Origin of the sequence: Sphingobium subterraneum (genome assembly GCF_014199435.1) — a bacterium.
GTDB classification, from domain to species: Bacteria; Pseudomonadota; Alphaproteobacteria; order Sphingomonadales; family Sphingomonadaceae; genus Sphingobium; species Sphingobium subterraneum.
This window is the reverse complement of the sequence record NZ_JACIJP010000002.1, coordinates 467,544-483,164: the sequence shown is the minus strand read 5'-3', so window position 1 is coordinate 483,164 and position 15,621 is coordinate 467,544. Positions and strand designations below refer to the sequence as shown.

At 61.4% G+C, this 15,621-nt stretch carries 15 protein-coding genes and 1 tRNA gene; 10 read left to right on the top strand and 6 right to left on the bottom strand.

The features are described 5' to 3' along the window. The first annotated feature begins 58 nt into the window (after window positions 1-58). From FHS92_RS09040 to FHS92_RS09025, 4 genes are all read left to right on the top strand, one after another. A tRNA-Gln gene (locus FHS92_RS09040) sits at window positions 59-132 on the top strand. 75 nt (window positions 133-207) lie between these two features. After that, on the top strand, window positions 208-711 hold the full coding sequence (locus FHS92_RS09035) for a hypothetical protein (protein ID WP_184079696.1): 504 nt from the start codon (window positions 208-210) through the stop codon (window positions 709-711). Window positions 712-798: 87 nt separating this feature from the next. Further along, window positions 799-1,650: a hypothetical protein gene (locus FHS92_RS09030; RefSeq protein ID WP_184079694.1), complete on the top strand. Its 852-nt coding sequence runs from the start codon at window positions 799-801 to the stop codon at window positions 1,648-1,650. Further along, window positions 1,643-1,819: a hypothetical protein gene (locus tag FHS92_RS09025; protein WP_184079692.1), complete on the top strand. Its 177-nt coding sequence runs from the start codon at window positions 1,643-1,645 to the stop codon at window positions 1,817-1,819. The genes FHS92_RS09030 and FHS92_RS09025 overlap by 8 nt, the downstream gene beginning before the upstream one ends. Here FHS92_RS09025 and FHS92_RS09020 read toward each other — a convergent pair. Beyond that, window positions 1,816-2,775 carry an IS1595 family transposase gene (locus FHS92_RS09020; protein WP_184079690.1) on the bottom strand — a complete coding sequence of 320 codons (960 nt, stop codon included), beginning with the start codon at window positions 2,773-2,775 and terminating at the stop codon, window positions 1,816-1,818. The two genes, FHS92_RS09025 and FHS92_RS09020, sit on opposite strands and share 4 nt — an antisense overlap. Before the next feature lie 230 nt (window positions 2,776-3,005). On the opposite strand from FHS92_RS09020, the gene FHS92_RS18740 reads away from it, so the two are divergent. Next, complete coding sequence (locus FHS92_RS18740) at window positions 3,006-3,233, top strand: DUF6471 domain-containing protein (RefSeq protein ID WP_221230972.1); 228 nt, start codon at window positions 3,006-3,008, stop codon at window positions 3,231-3,233. Here the strand turns inward: FHS92_RS18740 and FHS92_RS09015 are convergent. Further along, window positions 3,150-4,028 (bottom strand): hypothetical protein, encoded by an 879-nt coding sequence (locus tag FHS92_RS09015; RefSeq protein WP_184079688.1) that lies wholly within the window; start codon window positions 4,026-4,028, stop codon window positions 3,150-3,152. The genes FHS92_RS18740 and FHS92_RS09015 overlap by 84 nt on opposite strands. A 275-nt stretch (window positions 4,029-4,303) precedes the next feature. Here FHS92_RS09015 and FHS92_RS09010 point away from each other — a divergent pair, with 275 nt between their 5' ends. The 5 genes from FHS92_RS09010 (at window position 4,304) to FHS92_RS08990 (ending at window position 8,633) form a co-directional block, all read left to right on the top strand. Continuing rightward, entirely contained in the window at window positions 4,304-5,242 is a 939-nt protein-coding gene (locus tag FHS92_RS09010; RefSeq protein ID WP_184079686.1) for a LysR family transcriptional regulator, read from the top strand. Between the two features lie 86 nt (window positions 5,243-5,328). Next, on the top strand, window positions 5,329-6,249 hold the full coding sequence (locus tag FHS92_RS09005) for a sterol desaturase family protein (protein WP_184079684.1): 921 nt from the start codon (window positions 5,329-5,331) through the stop codon (window positions 6,247-6,249). A gap of 83 nt (window positions 6,250-6,332) precedes the next feature. Further along, a complete protein-coding gene (locus FHS92_RS09000) occupies window positions 6,333-7,811 on the top strand; it encodes a tetratricopeptide repeat-containing sulfotransferase family protein (protein ID WP_246351921.1) in 1,479 nt (492 codons plus the stop codon). Next, window positions 7,798-8,181, top strand: coding sequence for a hypothetical protein (locus FHS92_RS08995; RefSeq protein WP_246351882.1), 384 nt, complete (start codon window positions 7,798-7,800; stop codon window positions 8,179-8,181). The genes FHS92_RS09000 and FHS92_RS08995 overlap by 14 nt, the downstream gene beginning before the upstream one ends. Before the next feature lie 125 nt (window positions 8,182-8,306). Further along, the gene (locus FHS92_RS08990) at window positions 8,307-8,633 is read left to right on the top strand and encodes a UrcA family protein (RefSeq protein WP_184079680.1); all 327 of its coding nucleotides are present in this window, start codon (window positions 8,307-8,309) and stop codon (window positions 8,631-8,633) included. A 61-nt stretch (window positions 8,634-8,694) separates the two neighbouring features. On the opposite strand, the gene FHS92_RS08985 is transcribed toward FHS92_RS08990, so the two are convergent. From FHS92_RS08985 to FHS92_RS08970, 4 genes are read right to left on the bottom strand one after another with little or no spacing between them, the layout of a single operon-like run. Next, window positions 8,695-9,621 (bottom strand): Vgb family protein, encoded by a 927-nt coding sequence (locus FHS92_RS08985; RefSeq protein ID WP_184079678.1) that lies wholly within the window; start codon window positions 9,619-9,621, stop codon window positions 8,695-8,697. A 2-nt stretch (window positions 9,622-9,623) separates the two neighbouring features. Beyond that, window positions 9,624-11,393 (bottom strand): allophanate hydrolase, encoded by a 1,770-nt coding sequence (gene atzF / locus FHS92_RS08980; protein ID WP_184079676.1) that lies wholly within the window; start codon window positions 11,391-11,393, stop codon window positions 9,624-9,626. Beyond that, window positions 11,390-14,986 (bottom strand): urea carboxylase, encoded by a 3,597-nt coding sequence (gene uca / locus FHS92_RS08975; RefSeq protein WP_184079674.1) that lies wholly within the window; start codon window positions 14,984-14,986, stop codon window positions 11,390-11,392. The genes atzF and uca overlap by 4 nt, the downstream gene beginning before the upstream one ends. Continuing rightward, entirely contained in the window at window positions 14,983-15,618 is a 636-nt protein-coding gene (locus FHS92_RS08970; RefSeq protein WP_184079671.1) for an urea amidolyase associated protein UAAP2, read from the bottom strand. The genes uca and FHS92_RS08970 overlap by 4 nt, the downstream gene beginning before the upstream one ends. Window positions 15,619-15,621 lie beyond the last annotated feature (3 nt).

Below are 15,621 nucleotides of genomic sequence, written 5' to 3'. Positions count from 1 at the left end.
CCTGCGTCCCGTGAACCCTTGACAGGGTTCCACCCCAGGCATACAGCCCGCCCCATATTGCCCGATCGTCTAATGGTAAGACAGCGGACTCTGACTCCGTCAATCGAGGTTCGAATCCTCGTCGGGCATCCAGCCTTCCGGCATTATGTAGCAACTGCACCAACGCAGTGCTGTCCTACAGGGTAGCCGATTTGCTATGGCCTGAGAATGGGCCTCACCAATTTTCAGCATGCGCTCAGGAAGAAATATTCTGCCCTGACTGGCGAGCTTGCGGACATTCAGGCGCAGATCGGCCGCATCCAGCAGGAGCAAGCCAGACTGCCAAAGCTGGAGGCACGCGCTCAGAAACTTGGTGCTCTCATTGGAAGCGCCGCGCTGCTTCTCAGGGAAGTTTCTTCGGATTGGGAACCGGAGCAAACGCCACCGATAAGACCATGGACGCATACTATTCCTATCCCCTTTGGCTCATGTGGGCGTCGTGGCTTGGATGTGTTGCGTAAGGCAACAACGGCTATGACGGTCCGCCAGATCGCGACCGAGGTTCTGAAACAAGCCGGGATCGACAAGCCAGACAGCGCAACACTCCAAAAGACGCAGAACGCTATTGATTCAACGCTGCGTCATAATCGTGGGAGGGCGGTAGAGGCGTCTGATACGTATCCCGCGCAGTGGCGGAGTAAGGGTAAGCCTGGGATTGCATTTGATCTCTGAATCAGTGGGTGGAACGGCGCAAAAGGTCGCCTTGCCAAATTGACTCGCAGACTCATTTATGATTCAAACGGTGTAAAGGGGTGGTTCATGACGGTTTGCGTATCCGTAAAGGTGCACGATTGCCTTGTATTCGCGGCTGATAGCGCTTCTTCTTTGGTCGGCACCGATGCAGCCGGGCAGCCTAAGGTCTATAATGTCTATGACCATGGCAACAAAGTTTTCAATCTTTACAAAGGTAAGCCAATTGCGGCGATGACATGCGGCATGGGCCATATCGGCTCAGCCTCTATCGGCAACCTTGCTAAAGATTTTCGCAGGATCATCACAACCGGGATCGGCGGCAATGCCATTGACCCCGATAATTACACGATCGAAGAGCTAGCCATACGCGCCAAAGAATTTTTCGGTCAGCGTTTCACCGCAATTCAGCCTCCGCCTGCTAACCCCAATCTATTGGAATTTTGGGTGGGTGGATACGGCTCTAATTGTGACAACGCCGAACTTTGGAAACTCACCCTACAAAACAGCGTGATGCTTGATCCGGAACTCGTGGCCGACAAAGACCAGGACGGACACATCGCTTGGGGAGGACAACCTCAAGCAATCGACCGCTTGATTCTTGGCTACGACCGCGCCATGGGCGATGCGCTCATTGCCGCTGGCCTTCCGCAGGCCACGGTCGAGCCTTTATTGGATCAAGTTAGGCAACGTCTTCAAACACCGCTTGTTCACTCTGCGATGCCTGTTCAGGACGCAATTAATCTGGCTGATTTTATGGTAGACTTGACCAAACGGTACTTTCGTTTCTTACCTGAGGCAGACATCGTCGGCGGTGCGACCGATATTGCGACCGTAACGAAACATGAAGGATTTAAGTGGATACGTAGGAAACACTACTATCCAGTGGAATTGAACCCAACGGAGACAGATCATGTCTGACCAAAATAATGCCAGTGGTGGTGTGCGGGTTGTTCCGGGAAGGCCATCCCCGGCCCCTGAATATCGCTATCAGTCTTACGATGGCCGCAGTGGTTCAGCCTCTTCCAACCACAAGAAGGTGCCAGAACGGCAGTTCGCGGAACTGCAAAGCCTGAATTTGGGCGTTTAAGCGCTACGCTGCCAATAACCCTTCCAACTCCGGCTGATAGTTGACCCCATAGCGGCCCTTGCGACCATAGCCGCCTGAGTACCGTTCGGACGGCGACGGTTATCCTCACGCCATGAAGCCTCGCGCGCATACTGGTGCAAGTACGGTCCAGCGATATGATGGTGCGTCCCGACTTCCATACGGCGCAGGCGTGAGAAGTAACTTTCTGCCTGATTGGTGCACACGCCTTCATCCATGAACGCGACAGAGTGATTGACACGCTTCGTGTCCCAACCGGCATGGAGAGCATCCCAACCCGAACCTTCGTCGGCGTAGATCGTCGCCAGCGTTCCAACATGATCGCGCACATAAGGGACCGCGTCGCCTTCGTTGCGGACGATGAACGGTAGGGACTTGCCCTTGCGCTCGCGCATGATGACAACGCACTGGCGCTTGCCGGACGTGTTGGCCTTCAAACGGCGGTCCTTGCGGTCCTCTTTCCGGTTTTCCGGCTTCACATGACCGCCAAAATAGCCGCCGTCGATTTCCACGATACCGTTAAGAACGCGGCCTTCCTGCTCACGTGCCATCGCCTCGCGCAGCTTGTGAGCCAGCACGAACGCCGTCTTGTATTGGCAATCAAGATCGCGGCTCATCTGGAGCGCAGAAACGCCCTTCGCACCGTTCACGAAAATGACGATGGCGGCGAGCAAATCGGTGTAGCTCATCTTGCGGGCGGCAAAGATCGTGCCCGAAGTCACCGAAAACTGGTGATGACAAGCAACGCACTTGAACCGCTTGCGCGTCTTGATGTCGTATGTTTCGAGACAGCCGCAACGCGGGCAAACAGCTTCCCCGTCCGTCTCCGGCCAGCGCATCTGGCGGAACGTCTCGTAGGCCTTTTCTTCGCCCATGCTGAAAACAGCCTTGAGGCTGATCGAGCGGGCTTGGGCCGAAAGGAGAAAGTGCTGTGTCATCGTTTGTAGTGCCTATACACTGCATATAATGACAAAGACGCACTGTTGTCAATGGCAAACGTATCGTATATGATGATTTTGTAATCATAGGAGATACGTTATGAACCGACCAGCTACCAAAGAGGATTTAAGGGAGGCGCTTAAGCAGTCCACCCGCCGGATAACGATCACGTTCTCAATCATGATGGCGTGCCTTGTCGTCGTCATCTCGGCAATTTGGACAGCTAGCCATGGCGGATAATGCGGAATGGGAAGGCCGCGTCAAAGGCCTGCTAAAAGCCGAATTGAAGCGCCGGAATGTGAGCTACGCGCAGCTGGTCGATAAGCTAGCGGCAATTGGTGTGCACGAGAGCGAGCCGAATATCCGTAACAAGCTATCTCGTGGAAAGTTTACTGCGGTATTTCTTATCCAATGCCTTCAAGCTATTGGCGCTGTCACCCTTCAACTCGCTCCGTAACGCAGCAGCGATTTCTGGCTCGTAAAGCCGATCTCCGATCTCTTTGAACATATCTTTCAATTCAGATATCAATGTGTCCGCCTTCTGCACGGACTCCGATGCGCTCTTGGAGTTCAACGACTTTCCTAATTTTTCTAACAGTATCTCCAACTCAATTAGCGAGACCATTTCGTTAATGTGATGCTCGCCGTGGATAATGCGAAAAGTTAGCTTCCGGTGCTCCCACAGCAAGCTGTAGAAATCCTTCGACCTTTCCTTATCAGTTAGGATGTCAAAACAGTGGTCACGCAGTTGGATGGCGGCAACGCGTGTTGGCGTTTCGTAAGATAGCTGTGACGCCAACGCCGTGACGGAGATGTCCAGCTCCATAAACTCATCCATCGCCTCGTCAAGCTTCCCACCAAAGGGCAACTTGGCTCTCGACATGTGAGTCATTGCAACAAGTCGGCCGAGTTGATTGCTTAGCTGTTTTCGGAGATCGACAGAAAACGCCTTCATAACGGCCTCCGATTCTCGCTCGGGTCTTTCGAGTTCGCTATTCAGGCGTTTCTTATCGCTCTGATCATCGCACCAAATCCAAAATGGCGCGGCTAAAAGCCGCAGGACGACAACCGTCATGACGGTGATCGCGACGCCAAGCGCCAGTGTTTCTTGAATAGTGTCAGTCATTTCCGCGCCCGTCCCCCAAAGGACTAGCGTCGAAAACGGCACGATCAGGATTGAGAGCCTGTCCGTAAGAACCACACTCTTGTCTGAAGCGCGCTTCAGACACAGCCAGAGATACTTGAATATCATCGGAGCACCTTGCCTCGAACTCCATCATTTGTGGAGTCCCGTATAGCTTGGTGCAATTGCTACATAATACCGCAGCCTTCCCACAGAACAACGACACGCGGGTGCGAACAGGCGCCTGCGTCAAGGGCTTGCGTGATTCACTCGAGCGCGTTGGCGAGAAAGCGCACCCGACTGTGCGGCGGGGCATAATCAAAAATCTGGGAACATTACATTCCCCATTGATTTGATCTATGGCTGGCGCATGATGGGCGCGCCGGAAGCAGGACCATGGGACGTTGAGTGATCGCACGCCACTGATCGACAAGAAATTCGCCAATCGGGTCGATTGGAACCTGATGCGCACCTTTGTCGATATCGTGCGCGCGGGGGGTATCGGGGCGGCCGCGCGTCAGCTCAACCGGCAACAGCCCAGCATCAGCGCTGCGCTCAAGCGCCTCGAAGACCATGTCGGCGCCACGCTTCTGCTCCGCACGGCGACGGGCGTGGAAATGACGGCGGCGGGCAAGGCGATGATGACGCTGTGTGAAGATATGCTCGAATCGGCGCGGATGATGCCGCACCACATCGCGCAGGCCACCAAGCAGGTCGAAGGCATTGTCCGCATCCAGATCATATCGGGCCTGATATCGGCCGAATTCGATGAGGCGATCGCCAGCTTCCACCGCCGCAATCCCGCCATTCACATCGAGATTCGCGTTTCTCCCTGGCGTCAGGTGCTCGATGCGCTGGAACAGGGTGAGGTCGAGATTGGCGTCGGATACGATCATAGCGTTCGCGGGAGCTTGATGTACGAGCCGCTGCTGGTCGAGCGTCAGCAGCTCTACTGCTCGCGGAGCAATCCCTATTTCGGCTACCGCGTCAGCCGGATCGGGGAGTTAAAGGACCAGGGCTTTGTCCTGACAGGCGACGACGAGATCGAACTGATCACCCATTTGCGGCGGCGGTATCGGCTGGGAACAAAGGTGAGCGGGCTGGCCGAGGACATCAATGAGGCACGGCGTCTGATAGTCAACGGCGTCGGCATCGGATTCCTGCCGGTCCTAGCCGCCGAAAGTGAAGTGGCTAAGGGCAGGCTCTGGCCCATGCTGCATGCGGATACCGAGCCTGCCTATGATATATTCCTGCTGGCGCGCATGGGATCGGCGCGCGATACCGCCACGCAGCTCTTCTGGGACGAGGTCATCCGCAGGGTGAGGGCGCAGCGCAGGGCATAGTTCCAATCTATGCCTTTCATCATGAAAAACCCCCTCCTTTTATGACGCAGTGCAGCGCAGTCTGATCGCGCTGAAGGAGTTGCGGTATGGAAGCGAGCCTCAAGAACCGGATCTTCAATGTCATTCCACCGGCGATGATCGGGATGGTGTGGCTGTTCTGGTATTATGGCCCGCAGGCGCTTCTGAAAAATCCGTGGACGCTGGTGGTCACATCGCCGCTGATCGTGATCGCGGTCCTGCTGCTCGAGATGGTTCATGAGCGGCACAGCAGCTGGCGCATGAACAAGCAGGAATTCGTCACCGACCTCTATTATTCGGTGCTCAGTGCAACGGTGATAAGCTGGATCACGATCCGTATGGCCGAAGATCCGCTGAAAGCGATGAAGGCCTCGCTCGGCATCACGACGGAATGGGCGATGTCCCTGCCATGGCTGGTGCAGGTCCTGCTGGTGGTGTTCCTGATCGAATTCGGTCAGTACTGGATGCACCGGCTGATGCACAACTGGACGCCGTTCTGGCTGACCCATGCTCCGCACCACCATATCACTCAGCTCAATGCGGCCAAGGGCGCGGTCGGCAATCCGATCGAGCTCTTCCTGATCAGCCTGAGCGTTGTCGCGCTGTTCGACCTCGACGAGACCGCCATATTCGCGGCGATCAACACCACCGGGGTGATTTCGACGTTCGCCCACGCCAATGTGCGCTCGGATCCGCCGATCTGGTATTCCTTCTTCTTCACCACCATCCGTCACCATAGCCTGCATCACTCGACAGATTATGAAAACACCCGCTGCAACTACGGCAACTCGCTCATCCTGCTCGACCGCATCTTTGGGACGTATCGGGAAGGCGAGGGTGTTCTGGTCGGCCAGGACGACCGGCGGCGGTTGTCGATCTGGGAGCAGACGCTGTTCCCGTTCCAGCCACTGATCGACCGTTACAAGGCCCGCAAAAATGGGTCGGATCGCTCCGGCGATGACCGAAGCGGACCGGCGGCTACGGCATGAAGGGAGCAAGCGCCGCACGGGTCGATCCCGACGGACGCGGTTCTTCCGGCATCGTCATCCCACGGTCCTTTGCCCCCTCATCTATGACGGAAAAAGCAGCCAGCGCGCGGCGCCTCTTTCTGCGCGGCATGGAAGAAGCGAAGGCAGGGCGTGTCCATGGCGGGATTGCGTATCTGCGCGATGCCGTGGCGGCGGACCCGCAGGGCGAATACCGGGCACAGCTCGCGCGGATGTTGACCTTGGTCCGGCAGGACGGAGATGCGGCGGCGGTCCTTCAGGATGCGGAGCGGGCGCTCCCCACTGACGCGCTGAGCCGCGATACGATGGGCTGCGTCTATGCACGGCTGGGCGATCACGCCGCGGCGCTCGGTCATTTCATGCAAGCCGTCCGGATGCAGCCCCACAACAGCGAATTCCGCTATAACCTTGCTGTTACCCTCAACTTTCTGGGTCGGGCGGATGAGGCCGACGCCGCCTTGGAAACGCTGATTTCCCAGGCGCCGGGGCATGCACGCGCGCACCACCTCCTTGCCAGTCTGCGGAAACAGGACGCTGCGCGCAATCATGTCGATCGGCTAGCCCGGCTGTATCCCACCGCCCGCGATCCGCGGGACCGGTTGCTGCTGGGCTATGCGCTGGCGAAGGAACTGGAGGACATCGACCGTCCGACCGAGGCGCTCGACACGCTCTGCGCAGCGAATGCCGAGCACCGCCAGCGTCTCGACTACAGCTTCACGCGTGACGCGGCCATCTTCGATCAGATCGAAGGCGCATGGCCGTTGCCGGTCTCCGACGCCGATGCGCCCGCCGACGACCCGATCTTCATCATCGGCATGCCGCGCACCGGAACCACTCTGGTCGATCGCATTCTCTCCTCGCACCCCGCTGTGGAAAGTGCGGGCGAGTTGCAGGCCATGCCCCTCGCCGTGAAGCGCGCGGCCGGGACACGCACGCCGACGGTTTTGGACCCGGCGACCATCGCTGCGGCGGCGGGGGCCAGCATGGCGGACATCGGCGTCGATTATCTGCGGCGCGCCAGCGACCATCGGCGCAATTCCGCGGCACGATTCACGGACAAGTTTCCGGGGAATTTCCTGTACGCCGGATTTATCGCCCGGGCGCTGCCCGCTGCGAAAATCGTCTGCCTGCGCCGCCATCCGATGGACACGGTCCTCAGCAATTTCCGCAACCTGTTCGCGGTTGGGTCGCGCTATTATGATTACAGCTACGACCTTCTCGACATCGCCGCCTATTATGCGCGGTTCGACCGGATGATCGCCTTCTGGCGCGAAGCCCTGCCCGGTCGTGTGCTTGAGCTGCACTATGAAGAGCTGATCGCCGATCAGGAGGGGCAGACGCGCAGGCTTCTGGACCATTGCGGTCTTCCTTGGTCGGACGCGTGCCTTGATTTCCATGCAAACGCCGCACCGGTCTCGACGCCGAGCGCCGCCCAGGTGCGGCGACCGATTTATCGCGATTCGGTCGCGCGGTGGAAACGCCATGCCCAGGTTCTGGAACCTGTGCGGCGATTTTTTGAGGAGGCGGGTGTTGCCCTGGATTGATGTGTCACGACCCATGCGCCGCGCGGTCTGGAAGGCTGCCACGCTGATCGCCTGCCTTTCCACCCCGGCGATCGCCGCGCAGGATCCTGCTACACGTCTGGTGTCCTGTGGGACCGAAAGCTGCCTGCTCGTCTCGGGGCGCCGGTCGGACGCCAGGGTTCCGGTCGCCCTCAACGGTCATGTTGTCGCCGTCGAGGGTGCAAGGAAATGGCGCGTTCGCGTGCCGATCGCGCATCTTCGCGCGATCTCGGAGCCGTTTGCCCGCACGGTCACCGTTTCGGTGGGCGCCTTGTCGGCCAAGGCCGCCCTGCCGATCGGACTGCTGACCCGCAATGAGAACCTCGCCATGCTGATAGTCAGCGTCAAGTAATAACGGGAGATCGCCTTAGTAATAATCTTCTAAATTACCCTTCGATATTGTTATTTTAATCTTCTGGCATTATGTGGATGTCAGTTACCGCAGAGTGACGCCCCATTCACATGCAGGAGATTAAGATGAAGATTGGCCTCTTGGCGCTTGCCGCCCTTGCCGTGGCAACCTCGGCTTCCGCCGCCCCCTCCGACAACCCTTTCGCGCAAGACAAGGCGGTCCTTGACCTCAAGGGACTGGACCTCGCGACGGCCGACGGCCAGCAGCGCCTTGCGATCCGTATTGATCAGGCCGCGCGTGCCGTGTGTGGCGATCATGTTTCCAGCGTCCATCTCGCTCTGGAAGCCAAGGCGCAGGCTTGCCGCGCTGCTGTGGTCGCCGATGTGCGCGCGCAGATCGAAACGCGCGTCGCTGCGGCCAAGGCGCCCACGCAGCTCGCGTCTCTTCGCTGATCGAACTCTGTTTATGAAGCAGGACGTGGAGCCCGGCCTCGGGCTTCACGTCCTGCGCACATCAGCGTGCTAATTTGGCGGGATTCGGCCACCAGGTGAGCGTGTGGACATCATGCGCCGAGGTCCATAGACCCTTCCGCGCGTAGCGCAGCGCGCCGCTGCCTTCCGCCTTGCCCACACGTTTGCGAATGGTCATCGATTGCGGATCGAGGATCACGAAGGTCTGATCTTCGGTCGTGCGCAGCCACACATGCCCGCCTCCCGTGTCGATGTCCCCATATTTCAGCACGGCGCCGACCTTGACCCGGCCGGATACTTCGCCGCTGGTGGGGTCAACGCGCGCCACTGTGCCGTCGCCCTGCTCCTGAACGAAGACCGCGCCCTCGCCGGCGGCGAGAAAGCCGGGTTCCTTGCCGAGCGCGGTCGTTTTCGTAACCGTGTTGGTGGACGGGTCGACGCGCTGAATGGTCGCGCTCTCACTGCTCACCACCCAGAGGGCGCCCTGTCCGAAAGCGAGATAGTAGCTGCCGGGACTGACCGGTATCGACGCCGTTACCCGGTTCGTCGCGGGGTCGACCCGGGAAACGACGCCCTTCTGGTCGCTGGCCACCCAGATCGATCCCGCCCCCGCCACCACATTGAGTTCGCCCTTGGGGTTGGCAATGCCGGTCGGAATCGTCGCGACCTTCGTCGCACTGCGCGTGTCAATGCGGACAAGCGCGTTCTCCTGGCAATCGGCGACCCACAGGTCACGGCCCGATAGCGCCATCGCCCCGCATGGTTTCGTCATGGCGACGGAGGCGCGCTTGCCTTTGCGTGTCCATTGTTCGACCCGCCCTTCGTTGGTCGCCCACACGCTGTTACCGTCGACCGCGAGAAAGTCGGCGAAGCCCGCGACTTCGATAACCTGTTCGTCCTGTGCCTGGGCGGCCACAACCGATCCGCACCATGCGGCCGTCGCAAGGGCCATCGCTCCAAATGTCCGCATGATCACGCCTTTCTGTTGATGAACGCCCGCCAGCCGCCCAGATGGGTAATATCTTCCGCGCCGTCGACCGCCCGTGGTTCGGCGACGAATCCCTTGACGCTGCTGCCATCGGCGAGGGTAACGGTACCGATCGCCAGCGGTGCGGGCACGTCGGCAACGAAGCTGCCAAATTCCGCGACGCCCAGCTCATAGACTTCGAGCGCGATGGCTCCCCCGTCCGCACTATGGACCAGCGCGGGCTTGGGCGGCACGCTGTCCGCCATGGCATAAAGCCGGTAGGTTGGCGCCGTTTCGAAAGCCCCAACGAACGTCGCATTCCGCGATGTAAGTTGCCAGTGAAGGGGCATGTCCTTGAGATGCGCGCCGACGACGGCGAGTTTAACGGTCTGCATTCTGCCCTCCAGATCAAGGGGTGGGAGAGGTGGGAAATCCGCTGCCGCGCGATAGGCGTCCGCCGCGTCGAGCAGGGCACGGTCCGTGTCCGCCGGGCCGATCAGCGTGATGCCGAAGCCCGTGCCGTTCTCGCGAACGCCGGCCGGGACCGCGACGGCGGCCATGTCGAGCAGGTTCACAAAATTGGTGTAGAAACCCAAATTGCTGTTGAGCGCGATCGGCGCGGCGAGCATTTCCGCCACGCGATAGGTCGTTCCGGTGGTGGGAAAGGCGAGCAGGTCGATCCCTTCCCACATCTGGTCGGCCTGCCGCTTGAGTTCGGCCAGCCGGTAGATGCCCTGGAACAGTTCGACCGCCGGTATCGCAAATCCCGGTTCGACCACAGCGCGCACGGTGGGGTCGAGCGCGTCGGGATCGCGCGCAAGGATGGACACGAGGGCCGCCGTGCGTTCCGCCACCCACGGACCGCCATAGAGCAGGGTCGCCGCTTCCTGCAAAAAACCTATGTCGATCTCGACCACATCCGCCTGCCCGGCAAGGACATCCAGCGCCGTGTCGTAGAGGAATTCCGCCTCGCTGTCGCCGAACCACGCCCGTTGTGCGCGACGCGGGACGCCGATCGTCTGGACCGCGCGCGCGCGGTCCGCTTGAGCTTTCGAATAGGGATCCTCGGCGTCCCATCCCGCGATCACCTGGTCGATCAGGCGGGCGTCGGCGCTATCGTGCGTGAATACCGAAATGCAGTCGAGCGTGCGACAGGCGGGCACCAGACCACGGTTGCTCCATCGGCCCTTGCTGGGTTTAAAGCCGATGAGATGCTGAAACGCGGCGGGAACCCGGCCCGAACCGGCGGTATCGGTGCCCAGCGCGAAATCGACGAGCCCGGCCGCCACCGCGACCGAGGATCCGGAGCTCGACCCACCGCTGACATAGGCGAGGTTATAGGCGTTGCGCGGCGCTCCGTAGGGGCTGCGCGTCCCGTTGAGCCCCGTTGCGAACTGATCGAGATTGGTCTTGCCGACGCAAAGGGCCCCCGCCTCCGCCAGCCGCTCGATCACGGTCGCGCTTCGGTCGGGGCTGTAGGTGAATGCCGGGCAGGCGGCCGTCGTTTCCAGCCCCGCCACGTCGATATTGTCCTTCGCCGCATAGGGGACGCCCGCCAGCGGCAGCTTTTCCCCCGCTGCAATCCGCGCGTCGATGGCGCGCGCTGCCGCGCGAAAGTCCTCATCGCTTATCCGGCTGATCCAGATCTGCGGCTGGATCGCGTCGTAGGCGGCAATGCGGGCCAGCGTGTCCTCTGCGACCGAGAGGGCGCTGATCCGCCCTGCGTTGACCGCATCGGCTATCGCACTCGCGCTTCGGGCGTGGGGCGCCGTCATGCGTCCGCGATCAACGCCAGCATGGGCGTTCCCGGTTGAAGCGCCTGTCGCTCCTGCACGTAAATGGACGCAATGGTTCCCGATCCCGGACTTTGCACGGCGCATTCCATCTTCATGGCCTCGATGATGGCGATCGTGTCACCCGCCTTGACCGCGTCGCCAGTTGCCACCAGCAGCTTCCACACGCTGCCACCAAACGGCGCCTCGACCAGATTGGCACCCTCCGGCACGTCAATGGTTTCCGCCGGCGCGGCCGCGCTGTCCCCCGGATCGGCGAGGCGATCGAATTCGCCGCTGCGCTGCCATTCGGCGCGTTCTTCCTCGAAAGCCGTTTGCCGCTGTGCTTCGAACGCGCTGATGGACGCGGCGTTGTCCGCCAGAAAGGCGCGATAGCGACCGAGGTCGAACTCCGATGGCTCGATCCGGATCGACCGCCGCCCGGTGGGAAAGTCCCGCCGCCACTCGGTCAGTTCTTCGGCACTTACCGGGTAGAAACGGATCTGGTCGAAGAAGCGGAGGAGCCACGGCTTGCCCTCGATGAAGGCGTCCGTCTGGCGATGCGTGTTCCAGACCTGCAACGTGCGGCCGAACAGCTGGTATCCGCCCGGACCTTCCATACCGTAAATGCACATATAGGCGCCGCCGATGCCGACGACATTGGGCGGGGTCCAGGTGCGGGCGGGATTATACTTGGTGGTGACGAGGCGATGGCGCGGATCCACCGGGGTGGCCACCGGCGCGCCGAGATACACATCACCCAGACCCAGGACGAGATAGTTGGCTTCGAAAATCAGGTTCTCGACCGCCGCCGCATCGGGCAACCCGTTCACCCTGCGGATGAACTCGATATTGTCGGGGCACCAAGGCGCGTCGTCGCGGACCGTGCCCATATATTTTTCGATGGTCTCGATCGTCGCCGGGTCACGCCAGCTCAACGGCAAATGGACGATACGCGACGGGATCGTGAAACTGGCGAGGTCACCCAGCCGCTCTTCCGCAGCGATCAACGCGGCCAGCGCCGCGCTCTGGTCAAGCTGCACGCCGTCGAAATGAAGCTGGAGCGAGCGGATGCCGGGGACCACGTCGACCACGCCAGGCAGGGCCATGCGGTCGAGTTCGGTCATCAATGCGTGGACACGGATGCGCAACTCGATGTCGAGCACGATGGGCCCATATTCCACCAGGATGTTGCGGTCGCCCTGCTGGCGATAGACCGTGCGGGGGCGGCCCGTATCCCCCGCGATCTCGGCGAGGATGGGAGACAATGCCGTGATCGGCAACGCGGGGCGGAGGCTCTCCGGCGTGCCGACCGCGATCAGCTGGCGTTGTTCCGCGTCGGCGGCGGATGCCTGTACGATATCGACCGGCGCGAAGCGCACCGTATCGCCCGGAGCGAGCTGGCCGATCTTCCAGCGGTCGGCCGCGATAATGACGAACGGACAGACGAACCCGCCGAGCGAGGGGCCATCCGGTCCCAGGATAATCGGCATATCGCCGGTAAAGTCCACAGCGCCAATCGCATAGGGGTTGTCATGGATGTTGGACGGATGAAGCCCCGCTTCGCCCCCGTCCGCGCGCGCCCACACCGGCTTGGGGCCGACCAGCCGGACCCCGGTACGGTTGGAATTATAGTGGACCTGCCAGCTCGCCTCGACAATTGCGCGGATGTCGTCATCGGTAAAGAAATCCGGTGCGCCGTGCGGGCCGTAGAGCACCCGCACGGACCATTCCGTCGGGAGATCCGGGAGCGCGACGGAGGGCAGAGGAGTGGTGGTCGCCTCGTCGCCGAGATGCAGCGTATCGCCCGCAAGCAGCCGCCGCGCGGCATGTCCGCCGAACTGGCCCAGCTCGAACGTGCTGCGGCTGCCGAGATAGGGCGCGATATCGAGCCCGCCCGCAAACAGCAGATATCCGCGGAGGCCTCCGCCCGTCGCGCGGCCCGTCGCCAGCGTCTGGCCCTCCTCGACGCGGATCGCCTGACCGCGCGGAACCGGGACGCCATCCAGCGTCGCGCCGAAATCGGCTCCGGTCAGGCAGATGTGCGCGGGCGCGGTGAAGGTCAGCGTCGGCCCGGTAATGGTCATTTCCAGACCCGCCGTGCCTTCCGGATTGCCCAGTAGGCGGTTACCCAGACGGAACGACTGGTCGTCCATCGGACCAGAGGGCGGAACGCCGACCGACCAGAGGCCCAGACGACCGGGCCAGTCCTGCACGGTGGTTGCGGTCCCTCCACTGACGACCCGCACGCTGCGCGGATGGGATGTAATTCCGTCGAGCACGCGGGTCGAGACATCACCCGTGACGAAGGGCTCGCAGCGGACGACATCCCGCAGCCAGCGCAGATTGGTCTCCATCCCGTCGAGCCGGGTCCTGTCCAGCGCGGCCTGCATGGCGGTGACGGCCTCCGCCCGCGTGGGGGCGTGAACGATCAGCTTGGCCAGCATGGGATCGTACCAGATGGACACACTGCTGCCCGCAACGACCCAGGTCTCCACCCGAATATCCTCGGGAAACTGGACGGTCGTCAGCGTGCCGGAGGTCGGTCGGTAGTCGAGAGCGGGATCTTCGGCATAGAGGCGGACCTGGATCGAATGGCCGTTCGGGCGGGTTGGCTCGGCGTCGAGAAACGCGAAGTCTCCGGCACCGCCCCGGATCATCCACGCGACCAGATCGATGCCCATCACTTCCTCGGTCACGCCATGCTCAACCTGCAGGCGCGTGTTCATTTCGAGAAAGAAGAACTCTTCCCGCAGCGCGTCGTAAAGGAACTCGACGGTTCCGGCCGATCGGTAGTTCGCGGCCTGCCCCAGGCGCGTCGCGGCAGCGATCAGGCTGGCGCGCACGGCGTCCGGCAACAGGGGTGCGGGCGCTTCCTCGACGACCTTCTGATTGCGGCGCTGGAGCGAACAGTCGCGCTCGCCCAAGGCGACGATCCGGCCTTCGCCATCGCCGAAAATCTGCACCTCGATATGGCGCGCGCGCGGGATATAGCGTTCCAGGAAGATCCCCGCGTCGCCGAAATTGCTGTGCCCCAGTCGCGATACGGCGGAAAATCCGTCGCGCACGGCGGCCTCGTCCTCGCACACGCGCATGCCGATGCCACCGCCACCGGCCGTCGCCTTGAGGATCACCGGAAAACCGATCACGCGGGCCGCCTCGACGGCTTCGTCCTCGTCGGTGAGCAGGTCGGTGCCCGGAGCAAGCGGTACATCATGGGCGGCAGCGAGCGCACGGGCGCTGTGCTTCAGGCCGAAGGTCCGGATATTTTCGACCGTCGGGCCAATAAACACGATCCCCGCCGCCGCGCAGGCTTCCGCAAATTCGACATTTTCGGCAAGGAATCCGTAGCCGGGATGGATAGCACCGGCGCCCGTCTTGCGCGCGGCTTCCAATATGGCCTCGATGTTGAGATAGCTCTCCGACGCGCGCGCTCCGCCGATGCACACGGCCTCGTCGGCTTCGGACACGTGGAGCGAACATTCGTCGGCTTCCGAATAGACCGCGACCGAGCGCAGCCCCATCGTGCGCAGCGTGCGGATGATGCGCATCGCGATTGCGCCGCGATTGGCGATAAGGACCGTGTCGAAACTCATGCGGTGACGATCATGCGCACGGGGGTCGGGTTGAATCCGTTGCAGGGATTGTTGATCTGCGGACAGTTGGAAACGACGACGATGACATCCATTTCGGCTTTCAGGTCGACCGTCAGTCCCGCTGCGGAAATGCCGTCGACGATGCCCAGGGCGCCGTCTTCCTCGACCGGCACGTTCATGAAGAAGTTGATGTTGGACACGATGTCGCGCTTGCCCCGACCCTCCCGCAGATTGGCTTCCAGGAAGTTTTCGACGCAGGCATGTTCGGCCTTGGTGTGGTGGCCATAGCGCAGGGTGTTGGACTCGCAGGAGCACGCCCCGCCGATGGTGTCGTGATAGTCGACCGCCGACGCGGAGATGGTCATCATCGGGCGGCCCTCGTTCGAGCGCAGCACGGTGCCCTGGCGGAGGAAGAGGTTGCCCTGCGCCGCCACCGTATCCTGCGCGCTGTATCGTTCGGCGTCGTCTTCGGCCGCGTAGAGAAGAAAATCGACGGCCTGATTGCCTTCCAGATCGACAATGCGAAGCGTCTGCCCTGCGCCGACATGATAGAGCCAGGGCGCACGGGCGGGCACGATTTCGTCGTGAATCACGGGGCCGGACAGACCGGACATATGGGGATCAACGCTCATGCA